The 24,304-nt window shown below is 68.2% G+C and carries 20 protein-coding genes, 1 tRNA gene and 1 pseudogene; 8 read left to right on the top strand and 14 right to left on the bottom strand.

The features are described from left to right. The coding region (locus tag WA944_RS24820; RefSeq protein WP_526647444.1) for a molybdopterin-dependent oxidoreductase at nucleotides 1-2,643 on the top strand (2,643 nt) is incomplete at its 5' end. 73 nt (nucleotides 2,644-2,716) lie between these two features. On the opposite strand, the gene metH is transcribed toward WA944_RS24820, so the two are convergent. Then, the gene (metH, locus tag WA944_RS24815) at nucleotides 2,717-6,367 is read right to left on the bottom strand and encodes a methionine synthase (RefSeq protein WP_526611646.1); all 3,651 of its coding nucleotides are present in this window, start codon (nucleotides 6,365-6,367) and stop codon (nucleotides 2,717-2,719) included. 509 nt (nucleotides 6,368-6,876) lie between these two features. On the opposite strand from metH, the gene WA944_RS24810 reads away from it, so the two are divergent. After that, a complete protein-coding gene (locus WA944_RS24810) occupies nucleotides 6,877-7,755 on the top strand; it encodes a PAC2 family protein (RefSeq protein ID WP_163891515.1) in 879 nt (292 codons plus the stop codon). Between the two features lie 31 nt (nucleotides 7,756-7,786). On the opposite strand, the gene WA944_RS24805 is transcribed toward WA944_RS24810, so the two are convergent. From WA944_RS24805 to WA944_RS24760, 10 genes are all read right to left on the bottom strand, one after another. Then, the gene (locus WA944_RS24805) at nucleotides 7,787-8,785 is read right to left on the bottom strand and encodes a patatin-like phospholipase family protein (RefSeq protein WP_526372683.1); all 999 of its coding nucleotides are present in this window, start codon (nucleotides 8,783-8,785) and stop codon (nucleotides 7,787-7,789) included. A gap of 6 nt (nucleotides 8,786-8,791) precedes the next feature. After that, entirely contained in the window at nucleotides 8,792-10,123 is a 1,332-nt protein-coding gene (locus tag WA944_RS24800) for a DUF1254 domain-containing protein (protein ID WP_526647443.1), read from the bottom strand. Nucleotides 10,124-10,169: 46 nt separating this feature from the next. Then, on the bottom strand, nucleotides 10,170-11,057 hold the full coding sequence (locus WA944_RS24795; RefSeq protein WP_526373915.1) for an SDR family NAD(P)-dependent oxidoreductase: 888 nt from the start codon (nucleotides 11,055-11,057) through the stop codon (nucleotides 10,170-10,172). 28 nt (nucleotides 11,058-11,085) lie between these two features. Then, nucleotides 11,086-12,324: a cysteine--1-D-myo-inosityl 2-amino-2-deoxy-alpha-D-glucopyranoside ligase gene (gene mshC, locus WA944_RS24790; RefSeq protein ID WP_526373916.1), complete on the bottom strand. Its 1,239-nt coding sequence runs from the start codon at nucleotides 12,322-12,324 to the stop codon at nucleotides 11,086-11,088. Between the two features lie 80 nt (nucleotides 12,325-12,404). Then, nucleotides 12,405-13,184 (bottom strand): 3'(2'),5'-bisphosphate nucleotidase CysQ, encoded by a 780-nt coding sequence (locus tag WA944_RS24785; RefSeq protein WP_526373917.1) that lies wholly within the window; start codon nucleotides 13,182-13,184, stop codon nucleotides 12,405-12,407. Nucleotides 13,185-13,201: 17 nt separating this feature from the next. After that, on the bottom strand, nucleotides 13,202-14,020 hold the full coding sequence (locus tag WA944_RS24780) for an Rv2133c family protein (protein ID WP_526373918.1): 819 nt from the start codon (nucleotides 14,018-14,020) through the stop codon (nucleotides 13,202-13,204). Between the two features lie 6 nt (nucleotides 14,021-14,026). After that, entirely contained in the window at nucleotides 14,027-14,614 is a 588-nt protein-coding gene (locus WA944_RS24775) for an Rv2134c family protein (protein ID WP_370329986.1), read from the bottom strand. Nucleotides 14,615-14,670: 56 nt separating this feature from the next. Next, nucleotides 14,671-15,387, bottom strand: a complete 717-nt coding sequence (locus WA944_RS24770) for a histidine phosphatase family protein (protein ID WP_526373919.1) — start codon at nucleotides 15,385-15,387, stop codon at nucleotides 14,671-14,673. Then, on the bottom strand, nucleotides 15,384-16,214 hold the full coding sequence (locus WA944_RS24765; protein ID WP_163896149.1) for an undecaprenyl-diphosphate phosphatase: 831 nt from the start codon (nucleotides 16,212-16,214) through the stop codon (nucleotides 15,384-15,386). Before WA944_RS24765 ends, WA944_RS24770 begins: the two co-directional genes overlap by 4 nt. 44 nt (nucleotides 16,215-16,258) lie before the next feature. Then, nucleotides 16,259-16,582 (bottom strand): hypothetical protein, encoded by a 324-nt coding sequence (locus WA944_RS24760; protein WP_526373920.1) that lies wholly within the window; start codon nucleotides 16,580-16,582, stop codon nucleotides 16,259-16,261. Between the two features lie 179 nt (nucleotides 16,583-16,761). Here WA944_RS24760 and WA944_RS24755 point away from each other — a divergent pair, with 179 nt between their 5' ends. From WA944_RS24755 to WA944_RS24745, 3 genes are read left to right on the top strand one after another with little or no spacing between them, the layout of a single operon-like run. Beyond that, nucleotides 16,762-17,739, top strand: a complete 978-nt coding sequence (locus WA944_RS24755; RefSeq protein ID WP_526373921.1) for a YncE family protein — start codon at nucleotides 16,762-16,764, stop codon at nucleotides 17,737-17,739. After that, nucleotides 17,736-18,002, top strand: a complete 267-nt coding sequence (locus WA944_RS24750) for a DUF5703 family protein (protein WP_526373922.1) — start codon at nucleotides 17,736-17,738, stop codon at nucleotides 18,000-18,002. The genes WA944_RS24755 and WA944_RS24750 overlap by 4 nt, the downstream gene beginning before the upstream one ends. Then, on the top strand, nucleotides 18,002-19,063 hold the full coding sequence (locus tag WA944_RS24745; protein WP_526373923.1) for a quinone-dependent dihydroorotate dehydrogenase: 1,062 nt from the start codon (nucleotides 18,002-18,004) through the stop codon (nucleotides 19,061-19,063). Before WA944_RS24750 ends, WA944_RS24745 begins: the two co-directional genes overlap by 1 nt. A gap of 3 nt (nucleotides 19,064-19,066) precedes the next feature. Here WA944_RS24745 and WA944_RS24740 read toward each other — a convergent pair whose 3' ends face one another. After that, nucleotides 19,067-19,603 carry a YbhB/YbcL family Raf kinase inhibitor-like protein gene (locus WA944_RS24740; RefSeq protein WP_526373924.1) on the bottom strand — a complete coding sequence of 179 codons (537 nt, stop codon included), beginning with the start codon at nucleotides 19,601-19,603 and terminating at the stop codon, nucleotides 19,067-19,069. A gap of 34 nt (nucleotides 19,604-19,637) precedes the next feature. Continuing rightward, complete coding sequence (locus WA944_RS24735; RefSeq protein ID WP_526373925.1) at nucleotides 19,638-20,972, bottom strand: M20/M25/M40 family metallo-hydrolase; 1,335 nt, start codon at nucleotides 20,970-20,972, stop codon at nucleotides 19,638-19,640. 94 nt (nucleotides 20,973-21,066) lie between these two features. Here WA944_RS24735 and WA944_RS24730 point away from each other — a divergent pair. The 3 genes and pseudogenes from WA944_RS24730 (at nucleotide 21,067) to WA944_RS24720 (ending at nucleotide 23,912) form a co-directional block, all read left to right on the top strand. Beyond that, a tRNA-Leu gene (locus WA944_RS24730) sits at nucleotides 21,067-21,152 on the top strand. 452 nt (nucleotides 21,153-21,604) lie between these two features. Continuing rightward, nucleotides 21,605-22,864, top strand: a pseudogene (locus tag WA944_RS24725) (IS3 family transposase). Nucleotides 22,865-22,916: 52 nt separating this feature from the next. Then, nucleotides 22,917-23,912 (top strand): ERCC4 domain-containing protein, encoded by a 996-nt coding sequence (locus WA944_RS24720; RefSeq protein WP_526373927.1) that lies wholly within the window; start codon nucleotides 22,917-22,919, stop codon nucleotides 23,910-23,912. On the opposite strand, the gene WA944_RS24715 is transcribed toward WA944_RS24720, so the two are convergent. Further along, nucleotides 23,909-24,304: IS1634 family transposase (locus tag WA944_RS24715; protein ID WP_526373926.1), on the bottom strand; the 396-nt coding region annotated here is incomplete at its 5' end. The two genes, WA944_RS24720 and WA944_RS24715, sit on opposite strands and share 4 nt — an antisense overlap.

The following is a 24,304-nucleotide window of genomic DNA, read 5'->3' as shown; positions in this document are numbered from 1 at the left end:
CAGTGTCTACGAAGCTATCTGCGCGAGCACGGCCACTTCGAGGTGAAGAAGGGCTGCGACGCAGGTGACTGCGGCGCATGCTCGGTGCTGGTCGACGGCGAGGCGGTGCACTCGTGTGTGTTTCCGGCATTGCGCGCCGAAGGTCACGACGTCACCACCGTGGCGGGGCTGGGAACACCGACAGACCTGCATCCGCTGCAGCGCCGGTTCATCGAGGCCGGCGGCTTCCAATGCGGGTTCTGCACGGCCGGCATGATCACCACTGCGGCAACGCTGTCCGAACAGCAGCTCACTGACCTGGCGCAGTCGCTGAAAGGAAACCTGTGCCGCTGCACCGGCTATCGCGCGATCACCGACGCGATCGACGGCAAGGCCAACATCGAGAAGTCCGGCGGCGTGGGCCGCTCCATCGGTGCGCCGGCCGCCCTGCGCGTGGTGACGGGCACCGAGCAGTACACGATGGACTTCGCCCCGCCCGGCCTACTGCATCTTGCGGTGCTGACCAGCCCGGTGGCACACGCCCGGATCGTGGCGATAGACGTTGCCGCCGCCGAGGCGATCGACGGGGTGCACCTCGTGCTGACACATCGCGACAGCCCCGACGTCGCGTTCTCCACCGCCCGCCACGAGAACCGTCTCGACGACCCCGACGACACCGTGGTGCTCGACGACACGGTGCGCTTCGTCGGACAACGGGTGGCCGCGGTGGTCGCCGACACCGTTGCTCTCGCCGAAAAGGCCTGCCGGGCAATCATAGTAGAGTACGAAGAGCTGCCATCGGTGTTTGATCCGGACATCGCCCGTCGCCCCGGGGCGCCGCTGCTGCACGGCGAGAAGGGGCAGGACGCGCGGATCACCGATGCGTCGCGCAACCTGGTCGCTGAGGTGCACGGCGGTGTCGGCGACCTCGACGACGGCATCGCCATGGCCGTGGCCGGCGGCGGCACAGTAGTGCGGGAACGCTACACGACCCAACGCGTCCAGCACGTCCATCTGGAGACACACGGCTGTACCGGATGGCGGGACGAGGACGGCCGGCTGGTGCTACGCACCAGTTCGCAGGTGCCGTTCCTGGTCCGCGACGAACTCTGTCACGTGTTCGGTCTCGAGCGTGATCGTGTTCGGGTGTTCACCCGCCGGCTGGGCGGCGGCTTCGGCGGCAAGCAGGAGATGCTGACCGAGGACCTCGTGACTTTGGCCGTACTGCGGCTCGGCCGGCCGGTGCGCTATGAGTTCAGCCGCTCGGACCAGTTCACGATGGCGCCGTGCCGTCACCCCTACCGGATAGATGTCACCGCCGCGGCCGGCGCCGACGGGGTCCTGACCGCACTGGGCGTCGATGTGCTCATGGACGCGGGTGGATACGGAAACCACAGCGTCGGCGTGATGTTCCACGGGTGTGGTGAGACGTTGTCGGTGTACCGGTGCCCGAACAAACGTGTCGACGCCGAGGCGGTCTACACCAACAACCTGCCCTCCGGCGCGTTCCGCGGCTACGGCCTGAGCCAGATGATCTTCGCGGTCGAGTCGGCGCTCGACGAGCTCTCCCACCGACTGGGCATCGATCCGTTCAAACTGAGGCGACTCAATGTGGTGGTGCCCGGAGACGAGTTCGTCGACTATCGGGTCGGCCACGACGATCTCGCCTTCGGCAGCTACGGCCTCGACCAGTGCCTCGACCTGGCGCAGCGGGCCCTCGCCGACGGCGACGGCGTGACCGGGCCGCCCGGGTGGTCTGTGGGCGAAGGCATGGCGGTCGCGATGATCGCCACGATCCCGCCGCACGGCCACTTCGCCGAAGCCTCGGTCGCCGTCACTCCGGACGGCGAGTTCCGGCTGTCGGTCGGCACCGCCGAGTTCGGTAACGGCACCACCACCGTGCACACGCAGCTGGTCGCCACCGAGTTGAACACCACCCCCGACCGCGTCCGTATCCATCAGTCCGACACCGCGGCAACGGGTTACGATACCGGGGCGTTCGGATCCGCGGGCACCGTGGTGGCCGGCCAGGCAGTGATGACCGCCTGCCGGAAGCTGCGGGTCGCGATGGTCAAGGCTGCGGCTGACCTCACCGGCGCCGGCATGTACACCTGCGCCCTCACCCCTCACGGTGTGCAGTGCGGAACCCGGCTGGTCGAGTTCGCCGAGCTGCCCGCACTGGTGGGACACGGCCGTCACGACGGGACACCGCGTTCGGTGGCGTTCAACGTGCAGGGATTCCGGGTCGCGGTCAACCCCGAGACTGGCGAGGTGCGCATTATGCAATCGGTGCAGGCAGTCGACGCCGGCGCGGTGATCAACCCCGAGCAGTGCCGGGGGCAGGTCGAAGGTGGTGTGGCCCAGGCGATCGGCGCGGCGCTCTACGAACAGATCCTGACCGGACCCGACGGAACGGTGCTGACCCAGGCGCTGCGGGACTACCACATCCCGCAACTGGCCGACGTGCCCGTCACCGAGGTGTTGTTCGCCGGCACCTACGACCAGATCGGGCCGCTGGGCGCGAAGTCGATGAGCGAATCGCCCTACAACCCCGTCGCCCCGGCACTGGCCAACGCGATCGCGCGGGCCTGCGGCGCCCGGCTGCGGGACCTGCCGATGACCCCGGCACGGGTGTGGCGAGCACTGCGCACCCCGGCGCACTGAGCGCCGGAACGGTATTCCAGCAGCCCGGCACTCGATTTCTTGCTGCTGGAATACCGTTCCGGCGCAGAGCTACTCAGTCCTCCGGGTTGTAGCCGAGGTTGGGGGCGAGCCAGCGCTCGGCTTCCTTGAGCGTCCAACCCTTGCGCTTGGCGTAGTCGGCGACCTGGTCCTGACTGATCCGGCCGACCACGAAGTACTGCGACTGCGGGTGCGAAAAGTACCAGCCGCTGACTGCGGCGCCGGGCCACATCGCCATCGACTCGGTCAGCTCGATGCCGGCCCGATCCTTAACGTCCATCAACTCCCAGAGCGTGGCCTTCTCGGTGTGCTCCGGGCAGGCCGGATACCCAGGGGCAGGTCGGATTCCGCGGTACTTCTCACCGATGAGCGCCTCGTTGTCCAGCTGCTCGTCCGGCTGGTATCCCCAGAACTCCTTGCGGACCCGCTGGTGCATCCGTTCGGCGAACGCCTCTGCCAGCCGGTCGGCGAGCGATTCCAGCAGGATCGCGTTGTAGTCGTCGTTCGCCGCCTTGAACTCGGCGATCCTGTCCCCGATGCCGAGCCCGGTGGTGACCGCGAACGCGCCGACATAGTCGGCAAGACCGGTGTCTTTGGGCGCGATGTAGTCACCAAGGCTCCGGTTCGGGATGCCGTCCCGGTGCTGACCCTGCTGGCGCAGATTGTGCAGCGTGGTCAGAACCTCGGTGCGGGTCTCGTCGGTGTAGACCTCGACGTCGTCACCGACCGCGTTCGCCGGGAAGAAGCCGATCACCCCGTTGGCGGTGAGCCACTTCTCCTTGATCAGGGTGTCGAGCATCTCCTGGGCGTCGTCGTACAGCTTGCGGGCAGTCTCCCCCGAGACCGGGTTGTTGAGGATGTCGGGGAACTTCCCCTTCATCTCCCACGCGTTGAAGAAGGGCTGCCAGTCGATGTATTCGCGCAGTTCGGCGAAATCGTAGTCCTGGAATTCGCGCACACCGAGGCCCTGGGCGGGTACCGGCGGGGTGTAGCCCTGCCATTCGATCGGCGTCCGGTTCGCCCGCGCCTTCTCCAGCGTCAGCATGGGGCGCTCGTTCTTCTGAGCATGCCGTTCACGCAGCGATGCGTAATCCTTCTCGGTCGCCTCCAGCAGGGCCGGACGCTGCTTCTCGTCCAGCAGTGCCGCAGCGACCGGCACCGAACGGGACGCATCCTTGACCCACACCACCGGACCGCTGCGACGCGGCGACACCTTTACTGCGGTGTGCGCCCGCGAGGTCGTTGCGCCACCGATCAGCAGCGGGATCTCCAACCCCTGACGTTCCATCTCGACGGCGAAGTTGACCATCTCGTCCAGCGACGGAGTGATCAGGCCGGAAAGCCCGATGATGTCGGCGTTGTGTTCTTTCGCCGCGTCCAGGATCTTCTGGGCGGGAACCATCACGCCGAGGTCGATCACCTCGAAGTTGTTGCACTGCAGCACGACCCCGACGATGTTCTTGCCGATGTCGTGGACGTCGCCTTTGACGGTCGCCATGACGATGGTGCCGTTGGTGTCCTTCTTCGCGGCCTCTCCCGGCAAGGGCTGCGCCTTCTCCGCCTCGATGTACGGCAGCAGGTACGCGACGGCCTTCTTCATCACCCGGGCCGACTTCACGACCTGGGGCAGGAACATCTTGCCCGCGCCGAACAGATCGCCGACGACGTTCATGCCGTCCATCAGTGGGCCCTCGATGACCTCGATCGGCCGCCCACCGGCGGCGGCGATCTCGGCGCGCAGTTCCTCGGTGTCGTCGTCGACGTTGGCGTCGATGCCCTTGACCAGCGCGTGGGTGATCCGCTCGCGGACCGGCAGACTGCGCCACTCCGCCGCTTTCGGATCCTCGGTCTTCTCGGACTTGTTGAACCGTTCGGCGATCTCCAGCAGCCGTTCGGCCGCGTCCTCGCGACGGTTGAGCACGACGTCCTCGATCCGGTCCCGCAGTCCGGGTTCGATCGAGTCGTAGGGCACCAGGGCACCGGCGTTGACGATTCCCATGTCCAGGCCGGCCTTGATGGCGTGGTACAGGAACACCGCGTGGATCGCCTCGCGGACGGGGTTGTTGCCTCGGAACGAGAACGACACGTTCGAGATACCGCCGGAGATGTGCACGCCGGGCAGGTTCTCCTTGATCCAGGCGCAGGCCTCGATGAAGTCGATCCCGTACGTTGCGTGCTCCTCGATACCGGTCGCCAGTGCGAAGCAGTTCGGGTCGAAGATGATGTCCTCGGCCGGGAAACCGACCTCTTCGGTCAGGATCCGGTAGGCGCGCCCGCAGATCTCCTTGCGGCGTTCCAGGTTGTCGGCCTGGCCCTGCTCGTCGAAGGCCATCACGACGACGGCGGCGCCGTACTTGCGGCACAGCCGGGCTTCCCGGATGAACTTCTCCTCGCCCTCCTTCATGGAGATCGAGTTGACGATCGGCTTGCCCTGCACGTTCTTCAGGCCCGCCTCGATGACCTCCCACTTGGAGGAGTCGATCATCACCGGGACGCGGCTGATGTCCGGCTCGGCCGCGATCAGCTTGGTGAACCGGTCCATCGCGGCGACGCCGTCGATCATGCCCTCGTCCATGTTGATGTCGATGACCTGTGCACCGACCTCGACCTGCTGCAACGCGACCGACAGGGCGGTGTCGTAGTCCTCGGCCTTGATCAGGTTGCGGAACCGGGCGGAACCGGTGATGTTGGTGCGTTCACCGATGTTCACGAACAGCGAGCCGTCGGTGATGTTGAGCGGCTCCAGGCCCGACAGCCGGGTGGCCTCCGGGATCTCGGGCAGCTCGCGCGGCGGTTTGCCCTCGACGACCTTGGCGATCTCGGCGATGTGCGGCGGGGCCGTGCCGCAGCACCCACCGACGAGGTTCACCAGGCCGGCCTCGGCGAACTCGGCGATGTAGGAGGCCTGAGCCTCCGGGGACTCGTCGTACTCACCGAAGGCGTTGGGCAGCCCGGCGTTCGGGTAGCAGGAGACGAAGGTGTCGGCGATCCGTGCCATCTCGGCGATGTAGGGCCGCATCTCCGGTGCGCCGAGGGCGCAGTTGAGGCCGACCGCGATCGGCTTCACGTGCCTGATCGCATTCCAGAATGCCTCGGTGACCTGGCCGGACAACGTCCGCCCGGACGCGTCGGTGATGGTGCCCGAGATGATCACCGGCCAGCGGCGGCCCCGCTCCTCGAACAGCGTCTCGATGGCGAACACCGCCGCCTTGGCGTTGAGCGAATCGAAGATCGTCTCGACGAGGATGATGTCGGAACCACCGTCGACCAGGCCGTTGGCGGCTTCGAGGTAGGCGGCGACCAGCTGGTCGTAAGAGACGTTGCGGGCTCCGGGGTCGTTGACGTCCGGCGAGATCGACGCAGTGCGCGTCGTCGGCCCGAGGGTGCCCGCGACGTAGCGCGGCTTTTCCGGGGTGCTGAACTCGTCGCAGGCCGCGCGCGCCAGGGCGGCGCCGGCATAGTTCAGCTCATAGCTGAGCTCCGCCATGTCGTAGTCGGAGAGCGAGATGGCGTTCGCGTTGAAGGTGTTGGTCTCCAGGATGTCGGCGCCCGCCTCGAGGTACTCGCGGTGGATACCTTCGATGATCTGCGGTTGTGTCAGGTTGAGCAGGTCGTTGTTGCCCTGAAGATCGCTCGGCCAGTCCTTGAACCGCTCGCCGCGGTAGCCGGCCTCGTCGGGGCGGTCCCTCTGGATCGCCGTGCCCATCGCGCCGTCGATCACGACGATCCGCTGGCGCAGCGCCGCCGACAGTTCGTCGGTGCAGTCGGGCCGGGTGTTCCCAGCGAAGGTGGCCGACTCGGCGATGTTCTGCTCTGCGGCGTTCACAGTGCACTCCTTCCATGACGGAAGGCGTCCTTGACTCTGCCGAGCGTGGCGGATACCGGCTCAGTGCCCGGACCCGTTGCAACGCCTCTCGACCTCAGGCAGTCTACTTCGTCACTCGATCGACTTCTGGACGCCCAATTCGTCCCTGTCGCCAATGTCATCGGCAAATATCGTCGTCCCTCGGTTAACCAGAGTGCAGCCGAAGGTATTTCATCTCGCCCGCTGAACTGCCTGCAACAGCGTTCCCGTGGCGCGATCGTTTGCGGCGGTCACACAGCCAGGGTAGTAGAGCAGCCGGCCCGGTTGTTCGCCCGAGTGGCGCCTCGACCCCGCACCCGGGCGCGGGTCGATGCGCGTCATCCTGCCCACCCAGGGCTTACGCTGGGCTGGTGACCCCCTCGGATTTCAGCGGTCCGAAGCGATCCGACCTGCCGGATCTGCGCGACACGATCATCGTCGCGGCTTTCGAGGGCTGGAATGACGCCGGTGACGCGGCCAGCGATGCGCTGCAGCACCTGGATGCCATCTGGGAGGCCGACACCCTCGTGGAGATCGATGACGAGGCCTACTACGACTACCAGGTCAACAGGCCCGTGATCCGCCAGCTGGACGGCGTGACCAGGGAACTGGTCTGGCCGTCGATGCGGATCTCGCACTGCCGGCCGCCGGGCAGCGACCGCGACATCGTGCTGATGCACGGCGTGGAACCCAACATGCGGTGGCGCACGTTCTGTGCGGAGTTGTTGGCCATCGCCGACAAGCTCAACGTGCAGACGGTGGTGATCCTGGGCGCACTGCTGGCAGACACGCCCCACACCAGGCCGGTACCGGTGTCGGGCGCGGCCTACTCGGCGGATTCCGCCAAGACGTTCGGGCTGGAAGAGACCCGGTACGAGGGGCCGACCGGCATCGCCGGCGTCTTCCAGGACGCCTGCGTGCAGGCGGGGATCCCGGCAGTGACGTTCTGGGCCGCGGTCCCCCACTACGTGTCCCAGCCGCCGAACCCGAAGGCGACGGTCGCGCTGCTGCGCCGCGTCGAGGACGTCCTCGATGTCGAGGTGCCGCTGGCAGATCTGCCCGCCCAGGCCGAGGAGTGGGAGCAGGCGGTCACCGAGATGACCTCCGAGGACGACGAGATCGCGGAGTACGTCCAGTCGCTGGAAGAACGAGGCGACGCCGAAGTGGACATGAACGAGGCTCTGGGCAAGATCGACGGGGATGCGCTGGCGGCGGAGTTCGAGCGCTACCTGCGCCGCCGCGGGCGGTAGCCCGCAATCCGGCACCCGCGGGCGGTAGCGGTCAGCGGAACCGGGCGAGGTACTCCGGCCAGTTCCACGTCGCCAGGAAGTGCTCCCCCGCACGCCGTCCTTCCTGGTAGAGCGCCCGCTTGTCCGGGTCGGACAGGTCGAAGTCGAGAACTCCGACCTCGCTGGTGTCGATCCGGATGGTGCGGGCGCTGACCCGGGGCTGGTTGAGGTAAGCCTGGTCACGGCCCACGAGCACGGTCGTCACCACCTGTTCGAGCAGCGTCGGCGAGCCGAGGAAGTGCAGCGGCCGCAGCGCCGGGATCACCTCGGCGTTCGCGGCGGGCAGGTTGGGTAGCAGCGTCACCCCGAAGGTCGGCCAGCGCGGCTGCCCACCGTCGGTCCGGTCGAGGGAATCGATCGGGAAGTTCGACAGCAACCCGCCGTCGACGAGCGTCGATGTCCTGCCTCCGCTGCTGGTCAGCGTTGCGGGCCGGTAGAAGAACGGGATTGCCGTCGACGCGCGGACGGCGTCTGCGACAGACTGCCGGTCCGGATCCAGGCCGTAGATCCGCTGGTAGTCCCACGGCAGCCGGATCAGCTGCCCCAGGGTGACGTCGGCCACCGTGACGACGAGGCGGTATCGCTGCTCCGGCGGCAGGCTGTCGTCGTCGATCGCCAGATCGGCGAAGGTCGTCACCCCGAACTCGGCCAGCCGAGTCGCGACCCACTCGCGCAGCGCGTCGCCTCGGTAGATGCCGCCGCCGGTGAGGACACCCCAGGCGGGCCCCACCACAGGGACACGTTCGACCGGCCCCGGGTCGAGAAACCTCCGGTAGTCGATGTCCATCGCCAGCGATTCGAGCCGCTCGGCGGACAAGTCGCCGCTCTGCGTGGCAGCGGCCAGAACGGCGCCTACCAGCGCCCCCGCAGAGGTCCCGGAGACACGTCGTGGCACATATCCCGCGCGGACCAGCGCCGCGACGGCCCCGACGAGGGCAACCCCTTTGACGCCACCGCCCGAGAGCACCAGGTCGGCTTGCTTCCCGGCCATCTGCGGTCAGACCTTCTCGGGCGGTTGCGACTTCCAGGTGCCGTTGAGCGCGTCGGGCTTGGGCCAGTACAACCGCAGTACCAACTGGAACGGCCCCTCCGGTGCGGGCAGCCAGTTGGATTCCCTGTCGATGCCTGGCGAGCTGTTCTGCACGTAGAACGTGTACCCGCCATCCGGGTCGGGCACCAGGCTCGGCAGCATCTCCGAGTTGATGAGGTAGCGCTTCATCGGGTTGGCGACGAGCCGGCTGGCGGGCATCTCGTACATGGTCAGCGACCAGAACGCGTTGACCGGCGGCAACTGGCCGGATGGGAAGCGAAACACGTAGTTGTTCGCGCCGGTCAGCGGCTCGCCCTGGGCGTCCTGGGTGAAGACGGGGTAGATGGCCTCGGCGGCGGTGTTGCCGTAGATCCCCAGAGCCGCGCCGGCCATCCGGTACAGGTAGTTGCTGTTGAGGTCTTCTCTGGTGCCGAAGAGTTGCGCCGAGGTCACCTTGCCGGTCTCGAGTTCGCTTTGGCGGAACGCGTCGAACTCCGCCCAGGCGTCGGCCATGCCGCCTTCGACGGCGGCGCGGATGTCCGGGGTGAGCGTGTCGGCGTCGAATCCACCGTCGGAGCCGATTCCGATCGTGGCGAAGCGTTCCCGCAGCGCTCGCTCCTGCGGCAGCGTCGGGGCGTAGCGCAGCGCGAAGTCGATGGCCGGCACGGGTTGCGGCGGTGGCTGGTTGAGGAACACCGACAGCGGCGCGACCTGATAGCTTGCCTGGATCTTCTTCACCTCCTCGATGTCGGAGGGGCCGAACAGCTGGGTTCCGAACAGCAGAAACGCCAACTCGGTGTCCGACCGGATCACCTCGTCGACTCCTTCGGGCTTCTCACCCTCCCAGTTCGGGCCGGCGAGGAGGTAGGTGCCGCCGCCGTTGCCGGTGGTGCGGCTGCCGACGTAGGCGAAGTTGTAGGTGTAGGCGTCGACGAACTGCACCGAGAAGTACCGGTCCTGCTGGATCGGCGGCACCGTCAGCACCAGCGGCTCCGCCCGTAGATCGGCGCCGACGGCGGAGTAAGGCGTGTCCGAATTGGGTGTCTGGATGGCGGTGTCCTCGGGGGTGCACACCCGGGCCGTGTTGTGCACCTGGTTCCAGACGCCCTTGTACTGCGGATCCTGCTTGTCGACGAAATAGGTGTACTGCACCCGGTAGTTGTCCACCACCGGGAACCCGTAGATGTAGGCCTCCTTGGCGATGGCCCGAACCTCGTCCGGGGTGACGGCAGCGGCCGACTCGGTCGGGGCGGTGCTGAGGTGGCGATGGCCTCGGCGTCCCGGGTGTCGGTGCTGCACCCGACGAGCAGGGTCAATGCGGCCAGCCCGGCGGCCAGGCGGCGGATCACTGCTCCTCCAGCTCTTTGGTGCGGGCACCCATCGATCGGCCGAGCGCGGCGACCTGGGCGTCCATCCTCGGGAGCAGGTCGGGCACGAACCCAACCACCGGCCGTTCCCCGAGCGGGGTGGACAGCAGCGGTGTGAGCCATCGCAGGACACCGACCCAGCCGGGACAGTTCACCTGCCGTCTGCGGCGCTCGATGCCGGTGACGAATGCCTGTCCGCAGTCTTCGACGGAGGTCGTCCGGTTCAGCGGAAACGGCAGCCTGCTCAGCATCTCCGTGAAGGTCGGCAGGTCGGCCTTGGTGTCGCGCACCAGCGGTGTGTCGATCCAGGACATGTGCGCTGAGCCGACGTCGACGCCGCGGTGGGCGACTTCGAGGCGGAGTGCATTGGCGAAATGCTCGACGGCGGCTTTGGCAGCGTTGTAGGGGGCCAGGCCCGGCGCCGCCGCGTAGGCGGCCAGCGACGACACGATCAGCACGTAGCCACGCCGGTCGAGGACCGAGGGCAGGGTCGCCCGCACGGTGTGGAACACGCCCATGACGTTGACGTCCATCAGGGTTCGTACTGCCTGCGGATCGACCTGGAGCACCGAACCGTAGGTCGCGATGCCGGCGTTGGCCATGACGACATCGATGCCACCGAACCGCTCGACCGCACTGGCCGCGGCGGCCTCAATGGCGCTCAGGTGGCGCACGTCGGCCACGATGATGTGCACCCGGTCGCCGCCCAGCCCGTCGCGCAGCTCCGCGAGCGGCGCCTCGTCCAGATCGGTCAGGGCGAGTCGGGCTCCCCTGCGGTGCAGCCGCCGGGCCACCTCGGCGCCGACGCCGCGCGCACCCCCGGTGATGAAGACAGTTTTACCGGCCACCGATCCCGCTGACGTCACAGCGGAAACCTACTCCACCGCAGGTGGTTTACAGCTCAACGCCGAGCAGCGCGTCGACCGCCGCTGCGACCGTGGATCCGGCGGAGGTGTCGTGCCCTCCGTAGGTGAGCGCGTCGGTCGCCCAGCCATCAAGGGCGGCAATCGCTTTCGGGGTGTCCAGGTCGTCGGCCAGGTAGCGGCGCACCCGGGCCACGACGTCTGTGGCGTCGGGCGCAGCCGCCAGCTGGGTCGCGCTGCGCCACCGGTGCAGCCGGGGCACCGCCTCGTCGAACACTGCCTGACTCCAGAACCGGTCGTCACGGTAGTGCCCGGCGAACAGCCCGAGCCGGATGACCCCGGGGTCGACGCCGTCGCGTCGCAGTCCCGACACCAGAACCAGGTTGCCGCGGCTCTTCGACATCTTGTGCCCGTCCCAGCCGATCATGCCGGCGTGCACGTAGTGCCGCGCGAAACGTCGCTCCCCGGTGACGGATTCGGCGTGCGCGGCGGAGAACTCGTGGTGCGGGAAGATCAGGTCGCTGCCGCCGCCCTGGATGTCGAGGTCGGTGCCGATGCGGCTGAGCGCGATCGCGGCGCACTCGACGTGCCAGCCCGGCCTGCCCGGCCCGAACGGTGACGCCCAGCTGGGTTCGCCCGGGCGTTCGGCCTGCCACAGCAGCGCGTCGAGCGGGTCGCTCTTGCCGGACCGCTCGGGGTCTCCCCCGCGTTCGGCGAACAGTGCCAGCATGGTCTCGCGGTCGTAGCCCGACTCGTAGCCGAACTGCGCGGTCGCCCCGGCGTGAAAGTACACGTCGGGGTACTGCGGATCGTCGATGACGTAGGCGGCACCGGAGGCCAGCAACTTCTCGACGACCTCGATGACCTCGGCGACGGCTTCGGTGGCGGCGATGTAGTCGTGCGGCGGCAGCACCCTCATCGCCGCCATGTCCTCACGGAACAGGTCGGTCTCCCGGTCGGCGAGCTCGCGCCAACCGATGCCGTCACGCTGGGCACGCTCGAAGAGCGGGTCGTCGACGTCGGTGATGTTCTGCACGTAGTGCACCTCGTGACCGGCGTCGCGCCACACGCGGTGCACCAGATCGAAGGTCAGATATGTGGCGGCGTGTCCCAGGTGGGTGGCGTCGTAGGGGGTGATCCCGCACACGTACATGGTGGCGGTTGCGCCGGGGGTGACCGGGCGCACCTGCCGGTCTGCGCTGTCGTAGAGCCGCAGCTGCGGCCCGCGTCCGGGCAGCACCGGCACGCTCGGCGCCGACCACGATTTCATGACCCCGACTCTAGACATCGTCGTGTCAGACAGCGCCGAGGGCTGTTTCATTCCCCGTTCATTCCCGGGTCCGGTCCCGGTCAGTGCCGGTAGGCGGCCAGGATCTCGGTGAGCAGGACCTCCGCGAGCTCCGGGCGGCACATCAGCAGATCCGGCAGGTAGGGGTCGCGGCGGTTGTAGATCAGCGGCGACCCGTCGATCCGCGACGCATGCATGTCCGCGGCCCACAGCACGCCTGCGGGCGCTGCCGAATCCCATTCCCACTGACCACCCGCATGGAGGTAGGCGTCGACGTCACCGCGGACGACCGCCATCGCCTTGGCCCCGGCCGAACCGATCCGGACCAGCTGGATGTCGAGTTGCTCACGCAGCCGCCACAACACCGGCGGCGGCCGCTTGGAACTGGCGGTGATGCGGATCGGCCCGGCGGTGCGCGGCGGCGGGGCGGTGACGGTGTCGGTGCGATACACCTCGCCGCGCGCGGGGAGCGCGACCGCGGCGTCGGTGATGGACCCGCCGTGCGGCCCCGAAGACCGCTGCCAGAGCGCGATGTGCACCGCCCAGTCGGCACGGCCGGGCATCGAGTACTCGTGGGTGCCGTCGACCGGATCGACGATCCACACCCGGTCGGCGTGCACGCGCGACACCTCGTCGACGGCCTCCTCGGAGAGCACCGAGTCGTTCGGGCGCTCCCGGTGCAGCCGATCCAGGATCAGCGTGTTGGCCTGTTTGTCACCGGCGTCGCCGAGATCGTACGGGTCGTAGAAGTCTCCGTACCCGATCTGTTCGCGCATCGCCAGCAGCAGCTCACCGGCTTCGGCGGCCACTTCGGCAGCCAGCGCTGCGTCGGTGAGGGTCACCGGGCAAGTACACCACGTCAGAACGCCGGCCACGGTATCGGCCGGCGCCGATCGGGCGTCGGCATCACCGGGTTGGCCAGCAGGGCAACGACTCTGGCTCGCAGGGCAGCCACTTCCCGGCCCGTGATATGGCACCCCAGTTGCGCACCGAGGTCACCGTCGAGCGCGTCGCCGAGTCCGCTGACGGCGTCGAGGGTGTCGTCGTCGACCGGTTTTCCGGCCCACCCCCACAGGACGGTGCGCAGCTTGTCCTCGACGTGCAGGCTGACCCCGTGGTCGACACCGTGGATCTGCCCGTCCACACCGGTCAGGACATGGCCTCCCTTGCGGTCGGCGTTGTTGATCAGCACGTCGAACACCGCCACCCGGCGCAGCCGGTCGTCGTCGGCGTGCACCAGCGTCACCTCGTCGCCGGCGTAGTCGTAGGCCTGCAGGATCGGCAGGAAACCGGCCGGGATGCTGCCCGAAGGCAGCAGGTCGATCAGGTCGGGTCCCGCGTCAGCTGCGTCCGCCGCGTCGGGTTCGTCGTCGCCGGGCTGGTCGACCCAGCGCTGCACCATCCCCGGACCGGCGGGTCCGTCACGAATGATGGTGTAAGGCACGATGTTCCACCCCAGCGCCGCAGAGACCAGGTACGACGCGAGTTCGCGTCCGGCCAGCGTGCCGTCCGGGAAGTCCCACAGTGGCGCCTCGCCGCGGATCGGCTTGTAGACGCAGTGCTGGCTGCTCTCGCCGAGGACCGCCTCGCACAGGAAGGTCGCGTTGCTCGCCGAGCGGATCCGTCCGAGGACGGTCAGCCCACCGCTCAACAGCACCTCATCGGACCGAGGTGTCATCGGGCGCTACGTGTCGAGGTCATCGTCGGATCCGCCGAGCGCACCGCGCCGGTAGCCGTTGGTGCGGACGCAGATGTGACCTTCGGGATCGAGGGGCTCGTCACACAGCGGGCAGGGCGGGCGCCCGGCCGAGATGACCCGGTTGGACCGCGTCGCGAACTCGCGCGCCGATTCCGGGGTCAGGAACACCCGCACCGCGTCGGGGCCCTCCTCGGCGTCGTCGAGGACCACCGACGCGTCGAACTCGGCATCCGAGACCGCCAGCAGCTCGACGACGACCGTCTGCGCCTCGGAGTCCCAGCCCAGGCCCATGGTGCCGACCCGGAACTCGGCGTCCACCGGGGTGATCAGCGGGCTGAGGTCCTCGACCTCGCCGTCTTCCGGCGGGATCGGCGTGCCGAAACGGCGGTTGATCTCCAGCAGCAGCGCCGCGATCCGCTCGGCGAGCACCGCGACCTGCTGCTTCTCCAGGATCACCGAGATCACCCGCTTGTCGTGGACAGCCTGCAGATAGAACGTGCGATTTCCCGGTTGGCCGACGGTCCCGGCCACGAAGCGGTCGGGTGTGCGGAAGACGTGGATTTCGCGGGCCATGGCAGATTCCAAAATACCGGCTAAGACACGTCAGCCGTAATTGCGCAGGGTCGCGCTCATTCGGTGGACCCGCCCACCACGGCTTCGCCGGTGGGCACCGGGCCGTCCTGATCGCCGTCCTGCGCCTTGGTGTCGGCGGGTGGGGCGGACAACGCCGCGTTCAGTGCGGAGCCGGTGTGGTTGACGTGGATCACGAAGGGCCGCAGCGTGGTGTACCGGATGACGCTGACCGACGCCGGGTCGGCGTTGATGCGCTGGAAGCTGTCCAGGTGGGTGCCGAGCGCGTCGGCCAGCACCGACTTGATCACATCGCCGTGGCTGCAGGCGACCCAGAGCACGTCCCCTCCGTGCTCGTCGGCCAGCCGGCGGTCGTGCTCGCGCACCGCGGCCACCGCGCGGGCCTGCACCCCGGCCAGTCCCTCCCCGTCGGGGAACACCGCCGCGCTGGGTTGCTGTTGCACGACCGCCCACAGCGGTTCCTTGACCAGCTCGCCGATCTTGCGTCCGGTCCAGGAGCCGTAGTCGACCTCGACGATCCGGTCTTCGGTCACCGGCTCCAGACCCAGCGCTGCCGCGAGCGGTTCGACGGTCCTCGCGCAGCGCAGTAGCGGCGAGCGGACGATCGCCCGGATGGGCAGCGCCCCGAGCCGCTCGACGAGGGCCTCGGCTTGTTCCCGGCCCCGGTCATCGAGGTCGACCCCGGCGGACCGGCCCGCCAGGGTGTGCGCGGTGTTCGATGTCGAACGGCCGTGGCGCAGTAAGAGAACGGTCATATGGCGGCCACCACCCCTGTCCCGAGGAGAATCAGCACGACGACGCCCAGCACAATCCGGTAGCCGACGAACCAGTACATGCTGTGCCGGACCAGGAAGCGCAGGAACCAGGACACCGCGGCGAACCCGACGACAAACGCGATCACGGTGGCGACCAGCAGTTGAGCGCCGCTGGCGCTCATACCCTCCCCGACCGGGTTGAAGGCATCGGGCAGCGAGAACAGCCCCGAGGCGAACACCGCCGGGATCGCCAGCAGGAAGCCGAACCGCGCGGCGAGCTCACGTTCGAGGCCGAGGAACAGCCCCGCGCTGATCGTCGCCCCGGACCGCGACACCCCCGGCACCAGTGCCAGGCACTGGGCGAAGCCGACGATGACGGCGTCGCGCCAGGTGAGCTGCTCCACTCGGCGGGTCTGCCTGCCGTAGTACTCGGCAGCTGCGATGACCAGGGAGAACACGATCAACGCGGTCGCCACCAGCCAGAGATTGCGGGCACCGGTGCGGATCTCGTCCTTGAAGAGCAGCCCGACCACTGCGATCGGGATCGAGCCGATGATCACCCACCAACCCAGCCAGTAGTCGGCGTCACGGCGGCCACCCTTGAACAGCCCGCGGAACCACGCCTTGACGATCCGCGCGATGTCGCGCGCGAAGTACACCAGCACCGCCGCCTCGGTTCCCAGCTGGCTGACGGCGGTGAACGAGGCCCCGGCGTCCTCGTCGAAGAACACCCGGGACGCGATGGCCAGGTGTCCCGACGACGACACCGGCAGGAACTCGGTGAGCCCCTGCAGCACTGACAGGACCACGACCTGCAGCCACGACATCGCAGGCACGTCAGTCACGACGACGACCGTACCGTGGGCTGGGGTCAGCGGTTGTGGCGCGGCACCGGCTGCGCCTCGGCGACTTCATCGCGCACCGCGGCCGCCAGACTGCGCTCGTCGGACAGGTCGATGTCGGTGAGCTTGCGGGTGGCCACCGCGACGACGTCCTCCGACTGCGGGACCGGGCCGCGCAGCCTGGGCCGGTAGATCTCGACGACCAACGCCTGACGTTCGATGTGGAACGAGAACGATCGCCCGTCGCCGACCTGGCCGAATCCGCTGGCATGCACCCCGGTGGTGATGTCCTCCAGAGCGAAGTCCTGGTGGGTGTTCTGATGGGTTACGTCCCCGTCGGCGGCAAGGGTCATGGTCCGTACCATACCGCCGTGGCCGCCGTCCGGGGCAACAGATGGGGGCGTTTCCGGTCACGACGTTGCATACACTGGCCTTTCGATCAGGATCCACCGAAGTGAGCGAGAGCTACCCGTTGCCGAGCCGATTAAACACACCAGTTCAGCGGGTTCGCCTCGGCGCGGCAGTGCTGGCAATGGCGCTTCTTGGCGGTTGTTCCTCGAACCCCGTGGATTCGCCCCCACCGACGATCGATCCCGGGCGCGCCGCCGTCTCCCCCGCGGTGACCGCCACCCCACCCGGGGTGGTGCGTCCGCTGGCCGGGCCGGCGACGGCGGCGGCGTTCGACGAGGCGACGGGCGCGCTGCTGGTTCTCGGTGACGGTGACCGGCCGGTCGTCACGGTCTTCACCCCGTCGGGTGATGCCACCCCGGTGGAGCTGGATGACGCCGCGACGGCGATGGCCGGAGACGGTGACGGGAAGGTGGTGCTGTCGACGAAGGGGGGCTACTTCCGGCTCGACGTCGCCTCCGGAGACCTCACCAGGGTCGGGGTGCAGGGCCACGAAGAGGTCGACTTCACCGCAATCGCGCGGCGCGCCGACGGCCTGCTCGTGCTGGGCAGTGCCGACGGCACGGTGTTCACGCTGGCCTCGGACACCGAGGTCGGCGCACAGCTGAAGATGTTCGCCCGCGTGGACGGCATTGTCACCCAAGGCAATACCGCGATCGTGCTGGACCGGGCGCAAACCTCGGTCACCAGCCTCAACGCCGACGGCACGGCGTCAGCACAGGCCCTGCGGGCGGGCCGTGGCGCCACCACGATGGTGGCCGACGCGGCCGGGCGGGTGCTGGTCGCCGACACTCGCGGCGGCGAGCTGCTGGTGTACGGCGCCGACCCGTTGATCCTGCGGCAGCGCTACCCGGTGCCGGATTCGCCGTACGGACTGGCGTCCTCCGATGATCCGGCCGGGCTGGTGTGGGTCGCCCAGACGGCGACCAACACCGTCGTTGGCTACGATCTTGCGACCGGCATCCCCGTCGAGAAAGTGCGTCATCGAACCGTGCAGCAACCCAACTCGCTGGCTTTCGACGCCGCGTCGGACACCCTGTACGTGGTGTCGGCCACCGGAGCCGGCGTCCAGGTCATCGACTCCGCCGGGGTGGCGACGTGAGCCCCGGCTCACGGGGCCGGATGCCCGCGGCGTGGAGCAAAGTGGTTTCCGAGGACCACTCCGGTGAGTACGAGTGGATTCCGCTGCGGCTGCCCCCCGACGTGACGCGCGTGAGCGCATCCATCCGGTTGTCGATCGAGGCCGAGTACCGCGGGTGGGAACTGACCAGGGTTCGGCTGTACACCGACGGCAGCAGACGGGTGCTGCTACGCCGCAAGAGGCGCGCCGACCGGTCCCACGACCCGGACCAGCCGGCACTGTGATGTACCGAGCGCTGCGCCGGGCGTTGTTCCTGGTGCCGCCGGAACGAATCCACACCTGGGTGTTCGCCGGCCTGCGCACCGCCACCACCCCGGCACCGCTGCGTCGGCGTCTTTCCCGTCGACTGATGCCCAGCGACCCGGTGCTGGCCAGCACCGTGTTCGGAGTACGGTTCCCCGGCCCGATGGGGCTGGCCGCCGGCTTCGACAAGGACGGGCTCGGAGTGCATGCCTGGGGTGCGCTGGGGTTCGGGTTCGCCGAGGTGGGCACCGTCACCGCGCAGGCCCAACCCGGCAATCCGCCGCCGCGGATGTTCCGGCTGCCTGCCGACAGCGCGCTGCTGAACCGGCTCGGATTCAACAACCGCGGCGCCGGCGCGCTGGCCGCGCAGCTGACGGGAGGCACCCCCGACGTGCCTATCGGGGTCAACATCGGCAAGAACAAGGTGACCCCGCCCGAAAAGGCGGCCGACGACTACGCCGAATGCGCCAGGCTGCTCGGGCCTCTGGCGGACTACCTTGTGGTCAACGTCAGCTCCCCCAACACCCCGGGCCTGCGTGACCTGCAGTCCGTCGAGTCGCTGCGCCCAATCCTGACCGCCGTCCTGGCGGAGACGGCGACACCGGTGCTGATCAAGATCGCACCAGACCTCGCCGACAGCGACATCGACGACATCGCCGACCTCGCGGTCGAACTCGGCCTGGCCGGGATCGTCGCCACCAACACGACCGTGTCCCGCGCCGGGCTGGCGACACCGGGGGTCGAGGAACTCGGGCCCGGCGGCATCTCCGGCGCCCCGGTCGCGCAGCGCTCCGCGGACGTGCTGCGGAGGCTGTACGCGCGCGTCGGCGATCGGCTGGTGCTGATCAGCGTCGGCGGTATCGAGACCGCCGACGACGCCTGGGAGCGCATCGTGTCAGGGGCCTCGCTGCTTCAGGGATACACCGGTTTCGTCTACGGCGGGGGGCTGTGGGCGAAGACCATCCACGACGGGATCGCCCGCCGGCTGCACGAGCACGGGTTCACCCATCTCGCCGAGGCCGTGGGTTCGGCGGCGCGCTGAGCGCTACTTCTGCTCGTAGGTGCCGGTGATGAGGGCGCGGGCGATGGCGTGGCTGAACAGGTTGAAGCCCAGGTACGCGGGGGTCCCCTCAGCCGGCACGTCGAGCTTTTCGACGTCGACCGCGTGCACCGCGACGATGTAGCGGTGCGGACCGTGCCCGGCAGGTGGTGCCGCGCCGATGAAGCGCTTCAGACCGGCGTCGTTGGCCAACGTGACTGCGTCACCGGGGAAACCCTGGTTGCTGCCGTCACCGACACCGGCGGGCAGATCGGTGACCGTAGCGGGCAGGTTGAACACCGCCCAGTGCCAGAAGCCCGAGCCCGTGGGCGCGTCGGGGTCGTAGACGGTGACGGCGAAGCTGCGGGTCTCCTCGGGGAAGCCCGACCAGCTCAGCTGCGGGGAGATGTCCGACCCACCGGCGCCCATGATGCCGCTGACCTGGTCTTCGGCCCACGGCTGCCCGTCGGTGAACGACTCCGAAGTCACCGTGAACGTGGGCAACTCGGGCAGGAAGTCGTAGGGGTTGTAGTCAAAGGCCATTGAAGCCGATCCTCTCTGTCGTCAGTCGGTTGGTTCAGCTGTGCAGCAGGAAATGCTCGAGGACCTCGGCACCGAAGGTCAACGCGTCGACGGGTACCCGCTCGTCGACGCCGTGGAACAACGCTGCGAAATCCAGGTCCGGCGGCAACCTCAACGGAGCGAACCCGAAGCACCGGATTCCCAAGCGGGCGAAGTGTTTTGCATCGGTACCCCCGGAGAGCATGTAGGGCACGGTGCGCGCTTCGGGATCGGTCGACAGGATCGCGGCGTTCATCGCCTCGAGCAACTCGCCGTCGAACGGGGTCTCGTACGAGGGCAGCGCGGTGATCCACTCCCGGCTGACGTCGGGGCCGATCACCTCGTCGACCTCCCGCTCGAATTCGGCGAGACGGCCCGGCAGCACCCGGCAGTCCACGACGGCCTCGGCGGTGGCAGGGATGACGTTGGCCTTGTAGCCGGCGTTGAGCATCGTCGGGTTCGCGGTGTCGCGCAGCGTGGCGCCCACGATCTTGGCGATCGACCCGAGTTTGGCCACCGCCCCGTCGATGTCGGGCGATTCGGGGTCGAAGGTGTACCCGGTCTCCTCGCTCACCGCGGCCAGGAACTGCTCCACCGATTCGGTCAGCACGATCGGGAACCGGTGCTTCCCCAACCGGGCGACCGCGGCGGCGACGGCGGTGACGGCGTTGTCGTCGTGCACCATCGACCCGTGCCCGGCGCGGCCGCGAGCGGTCAGCCGCATCCACATCATCGCCTTCTCGGCGGTCTCGATGAGGTACAGCCGACGCTCACCGCCGTCGCGGCGCGGCACCGTCAGCGAGAATCCGCCGACCTCACCGACCGCCTCGGTGACGCCCTCGAACAGGTCGGGCCGGTTCTCCACAAGCCATTTGCAGCCGTAGTTGCCCCCGGCTTCCTCGTCGGAGACGAACGCGAAGACCAGGTCGCGCGGCGGCACGATGCCGGAGCGCTTGAAATGCCGGGCGACCGCGATGATCATCCCGACCATGTCCTTCATGTCGACCGCTCCGCGGCCCCACACGTAGCCGTTCTCGACGGCCCCCGAGAACGGGTGCACGCTCCAGTCGGATGCCTCTGCGGGAACCACGTCGAGATGGCCGTGCAACATCAGCGCGCCGCGCGACGGGTCGGCACCGGCGAGTCGGGCGAACACATTTCCGCGGCCGGGGGCGCCGGCCTCGATGTACTCCGTTTCCAGGCCGACCTCCTCGAGCCGGTCGGCGACCCAGCGCGCGCATTCGGCCTCGCCCTTGGTGGTGGCCAGATCGCCGGTGTTGGAGGTGTCGAACCGGATGAGCGCACTCACCAGGTCGACGACCTCGTCGCTGGGTGTCGTGGGAGTACTCACAGTCCCTTTCCTACCACTGTCTGCCCGATGCGCCCCGCTCCCCGGGTTTTGGCCCGGGGCGGCTGATCCGATAACCTAAGCTGCCTTCGAACTGGTCCGAGTGGCGGAATGGCAGACGCGCTAGCTTGAGGTGCTAGTGCCCTATTAACGGGCGTGGGGGTTCAAGTCCCCCCTCGGACACAGCCAGCGACGCGACTCAGGTCGGCCGTCGCCTTGGCCTCGATCCACCGATGTAGTGGCTGCGCGTCGGGTTTGCAACGAGAAAGTGCCGCTGAACTCAACGATCGATGTTCTCTACGCATCAACCACATCCGGCCAGGAGGACCTTGAACTGTCCTGGGTCTGGTGGAGATCGTGAGCGCGCCAGAAGGATGTGGTTGTGGCTGCATCGAGGAAGTTCGACCGAGGGACCAGGGTGGCGGTGGTGCTGTGCGTCGGGACCTGGGTTCTGTGTTGTGGGGCGTGTTGGGGTGGTCCCGTGTCGCCGGATAAGCTAAGCCGCCGGAACTGCGGCACGGTCAACTAACAGTTCCGGTCGAAAAGTGAGCAGTCTGTTCCGGGGTGGTTTCCAGCGGTCATTGTGAACCGTCCCGGGTTTCGTGCACACCTTCTTCTGAGGGAAGGATGGCACGATGCCGAGCAAGTACGACGAGAACACCAAGGCCAAGGCGGTGCGGCTGGTCCGAGAGCATCGCGATGACTACGAGACCGAGTGGGCGGCGATGCGCGCGATCTCGGCGCGGTTGGGGATGAGCGCGGAGACGCTGCGCAAGTGGGTGCGCCAGGCCGAGGAGGACGACGGTGAGGGTGCGGGTGTGCCGACTGAGACCGCACGCGAGCTGCGGGAGCTGCGCCGCAAAACCAAGGAACTTGAGCAAACGATCGAAATACTGAGCCGCAACAACTTTCTTCGCGCGGGAGTGCGACCCGCTACACCGCTGATCTGCGAGTTCATCGACGAACACAAGGACCGGTTCGGGGTCGTACCGATGTGCCGCGCCCTGGGTATCCAGGGCGTGGCGATCGCCCCACGCACCTACTGGGCACACCGGTCGTCGGCGCCGTCAAAACGGGCCCTGTGGGACACCACGATCACCGAGATCCTCGCCGGTGTCTACGAGCCCGACGAGCACGGCAAACGCCCACCGGAGTGCCTGTACGGCAGCCTGAAGATGTGGGCGCACCTGCAGCGCCAGGGCATCCCGGTGGCGCGCTGCACGGTCGAACGGATCATGCGCAAGCACGGCTGGCGCGGGGCCATGCGCGCCCGGACGATACGCACCACCGAGCGCGATCCGGCCGCCGCGAGAGCGCCGGACCTGGTGCGGCGGCGCTTCCATGCGTCGCGGCCCAACGAGCTGGACGTAGCCGACTTCACCTACGCGCCGCTCGATGGCGGCGGGTTCGGCTACACCGCATTCGTCATCGACGCCTATGCCGGACTGATCGCGGGCTGGGAGTGCTCGTTGACGAAGAACACCGCCTTCGTCGAGCGGGCGATCCGCCAAGCCACGGCATACGGGGCGCGGCAGGGACGTCCGCTCACCGGTGACACGATTCGTCACAGCGATGCCGGATCACCGCAACACATTTCACTGAGGCGCTGATGCTGGCCGGACTCATCCCGTCGATCGGGACTGTCGGGGACCCTCGATAACGCGTTGGTCGAAACCACGATCGGGCTCTACAAAACCGAGTGCCTCCGCGAGGGCTCCCCGTTCCGCACCGGACCGATCCGCACCCTCGCCGACCTGGAGAACATCACCTCGGCGTGGGTGCACTGGTATAACACCGCCAGGCTCATGCACCGCCTTGGCCGCCGCGCGCCAGCCGAAGCCGATGCCGAGTACTACGCCCGGCTGCAAGCCGGCGACCCCATCAGCAGTCCGTAGGTTCGGGTCGCGACGGGTGTGTCACCGAACACCGATGGCAGACTCGGGACTTGTGGCGGAGTTGTTGATCGCGGTCAACCCTGACGACGACTCCCGGCTGCGGCTGCTGCTGAGGGTCCCGCTCGCTGGCGGTGACGTGCTGTTCCGCACGTCGGGGACCTGGCCGCGCGAAAAAGCTTTGTTCGCCTACCCGGTACCGCTGGACGAGTGGCCCGACGATCCGGTAATCGTCGAACGAGTGCGGTTGCGGTCGTGTCGTCGGCGCGGCGCGGCGATCGACGTGATCGCCGACCGGTCCCGGCACAACCGCTCCCAGCTCGTGTTCACCCAGGCTCGTGGCCGCGACGTGGTGTTTTGGCAGTCGCCGCGCACCCGCAAACAGGCACGCCCGAACGTGCGCACCCCGACCGCCCGCGCCCATGGCATCGAGGAGCTGCAGATCGTTGTCGACAGCCACGAGCAGTACGCCTACCGGTTCGCAACCCAGCAGGTCACCACGGTCAAGCGGGCGCTGCCGTGCGGGGACTACGGGATCGTCTTCGATGGCCAGCTTGTCGCCAGCGTGGAACGCAAGTCACTGGCCGATCTGGTATCCAGCCTCACGGGCGGCAAGCTGCGCTACCAGGTCGGCGACCTGGCCGCGCTCCCGCGCGCGGCGGTAGTCATCGAGGATCGCTACTCGCAGGTGTTCAAGCTTGACCGCGTCCGTCCCGCGATGGTCGCCGACGGACTCGCCGAACTCCAGATCCGCTGGCCGAACGTGGCGATCGTATTCTGCGAGACCCGCCAGCTCGCCGAGGAATACACCTACCGGTTCCTCGCCGCCGCCAACGCCTGGGCGACCACCGAACACGCTGCCATGCAACGTATCTCACCGATCAGAGTCGACATCGCCCACCTCGACCAGGCACCCGCAGGGCCGACGCCATCCACCGCCGAAGTCCGCGCCTGGGCTCGCAGCACCGGCTTACCGGTACCCGACCGCGGCCGGCTCCGCCCCGAGATCTGGACTGCTTGGTACGACACCAACTCGTCGAACCGAACCTAGCGTCTACGGCCGCGTACTACGCTCACCACCAGATCGGGAAGCACACCGGTCACACGAAACGAGGTGTGCATCAAACCTCGATCCGTGGAGTCCAGTTCGTGGCGCAGGTTGCGCCAGGTGTCGCCGGCGGCGGTTTCGGCGACCCGGATGAGCAGCAGTGCCAGCCAACATAATTGGATGTGGGCGCGGATGCGGTCCTCGCGGTGGTGATATACCGGGCGCAGCCCCAGACTGCTCTTGGCATCGCGCCAGCCGCGTTCCACCACGAGCAGCTGCTTGTAGGCGGCGGCCAGGTCCTCGGCGGTCAGGGTGAGGTCGGAGGTGCGCAGCAGCCACTTGCCGTCATAGTGGGCTTCGCGTGCGGCTGCGGCGCGGTCGATGCGCAACAGCCC

It is taken from the genome of Mycobacterium sp. (genome assembly GCF_049683355.1).
In the GTDB taxonomy this organism is placed as follows: Bacteria; Actinomycetota; Actinomycetes; order Mycobacteriales; family Mycobacteriaceae; genus Mycobacterium.
This window is presented reverse-complemented; position numbering and strand designations above follow the sequence as displayed.

What these genes read in the sequence shown, in the direction of transcription:
- metH (WP_526611646.1), bottom strand. Translation starts at nt 6,367, where the DNA reads ATGGGCACGGCGATCCAGAGGGACCGCCCCGACGAGGCCGGCTACCGC.
- WA944_RS24805 (WP_526372683.1), bottom strand. Translation starts at nt 8,785, where the DNA reads ATGGCCGGGAAGCAAGCCGACCTGGTGCTCTCGGGCGGTGGCGTCAAA.
- mshC (WP_526373916.1), bottom strand. Translation starts at nt 12,324, where the DNA reads ATGAAATCGTGGTCGGCGCCGAGCGTGCCGGTGCTGCCCGGACGCGGG.
- WA944_RS24780 (WP_526373918.1), bottom strand. Translation starts at nt 14,020, where the DNA reads ATGACACCTCGGTCCGATGAGGTGCTGTTGAGCGGTGGGCTGACCGTC.
- WA944_RS24775 (WP_370329986.1), bottom strand. Translation starts at nt 14,614, where the DNA reads ATGGCCCGCGAAATCCACGTCTTCCGCACACCCGACCGCTTCGTGGCC.
- WA944_RS24770 (WP_526373919.1), bottom strand. Translation starts at nt 15,387, where the DNA reads ATGACCGTTCTCTTACTGCGCCACGGCCGTTCGACATCGAACACCGCG.
- WA944_RS24765 (WP_163896149.1), bottom strand. Translation starts at nt 16,214, where the DNA reads ATGTCGTGGCTGCAGGTCGTGGTCCTGTCAGTGCTGCAGGGGCTCACC.
- WA944_RS24760 (WP_526373920.1), bottom strand. Translation starts at nt 16,582, where the DNA reads ATGACCCTTGCCGCCGACGGGGACGTAACCCATCAGAACACCCACCAG.
- WA944_RS24755 (WP_526373921.1), top strand. Translation starts at nt 16,762, where the DNA reads ATGGCGCTTCTTGGCGGTTGTTCCTCGAACCCCGTGGATTCGCCCCCA.
- WA944_RS24745 (WP_526373923.1), top strand. Translation starts at nt 18,002, where the DNA reads ATGTACCGAGCGCTGCGCCGGGCGTTGTTCCTGGTGCCGCCGGAACGA.
- WA944_RS24740 (WP_526373924.1), bottom strand. Translation starts at nt 19,603, where the DNA reads ATGGCCTTTGACTACAACCCCTACGACTTCCTGCCCGAGTTGCCCACG.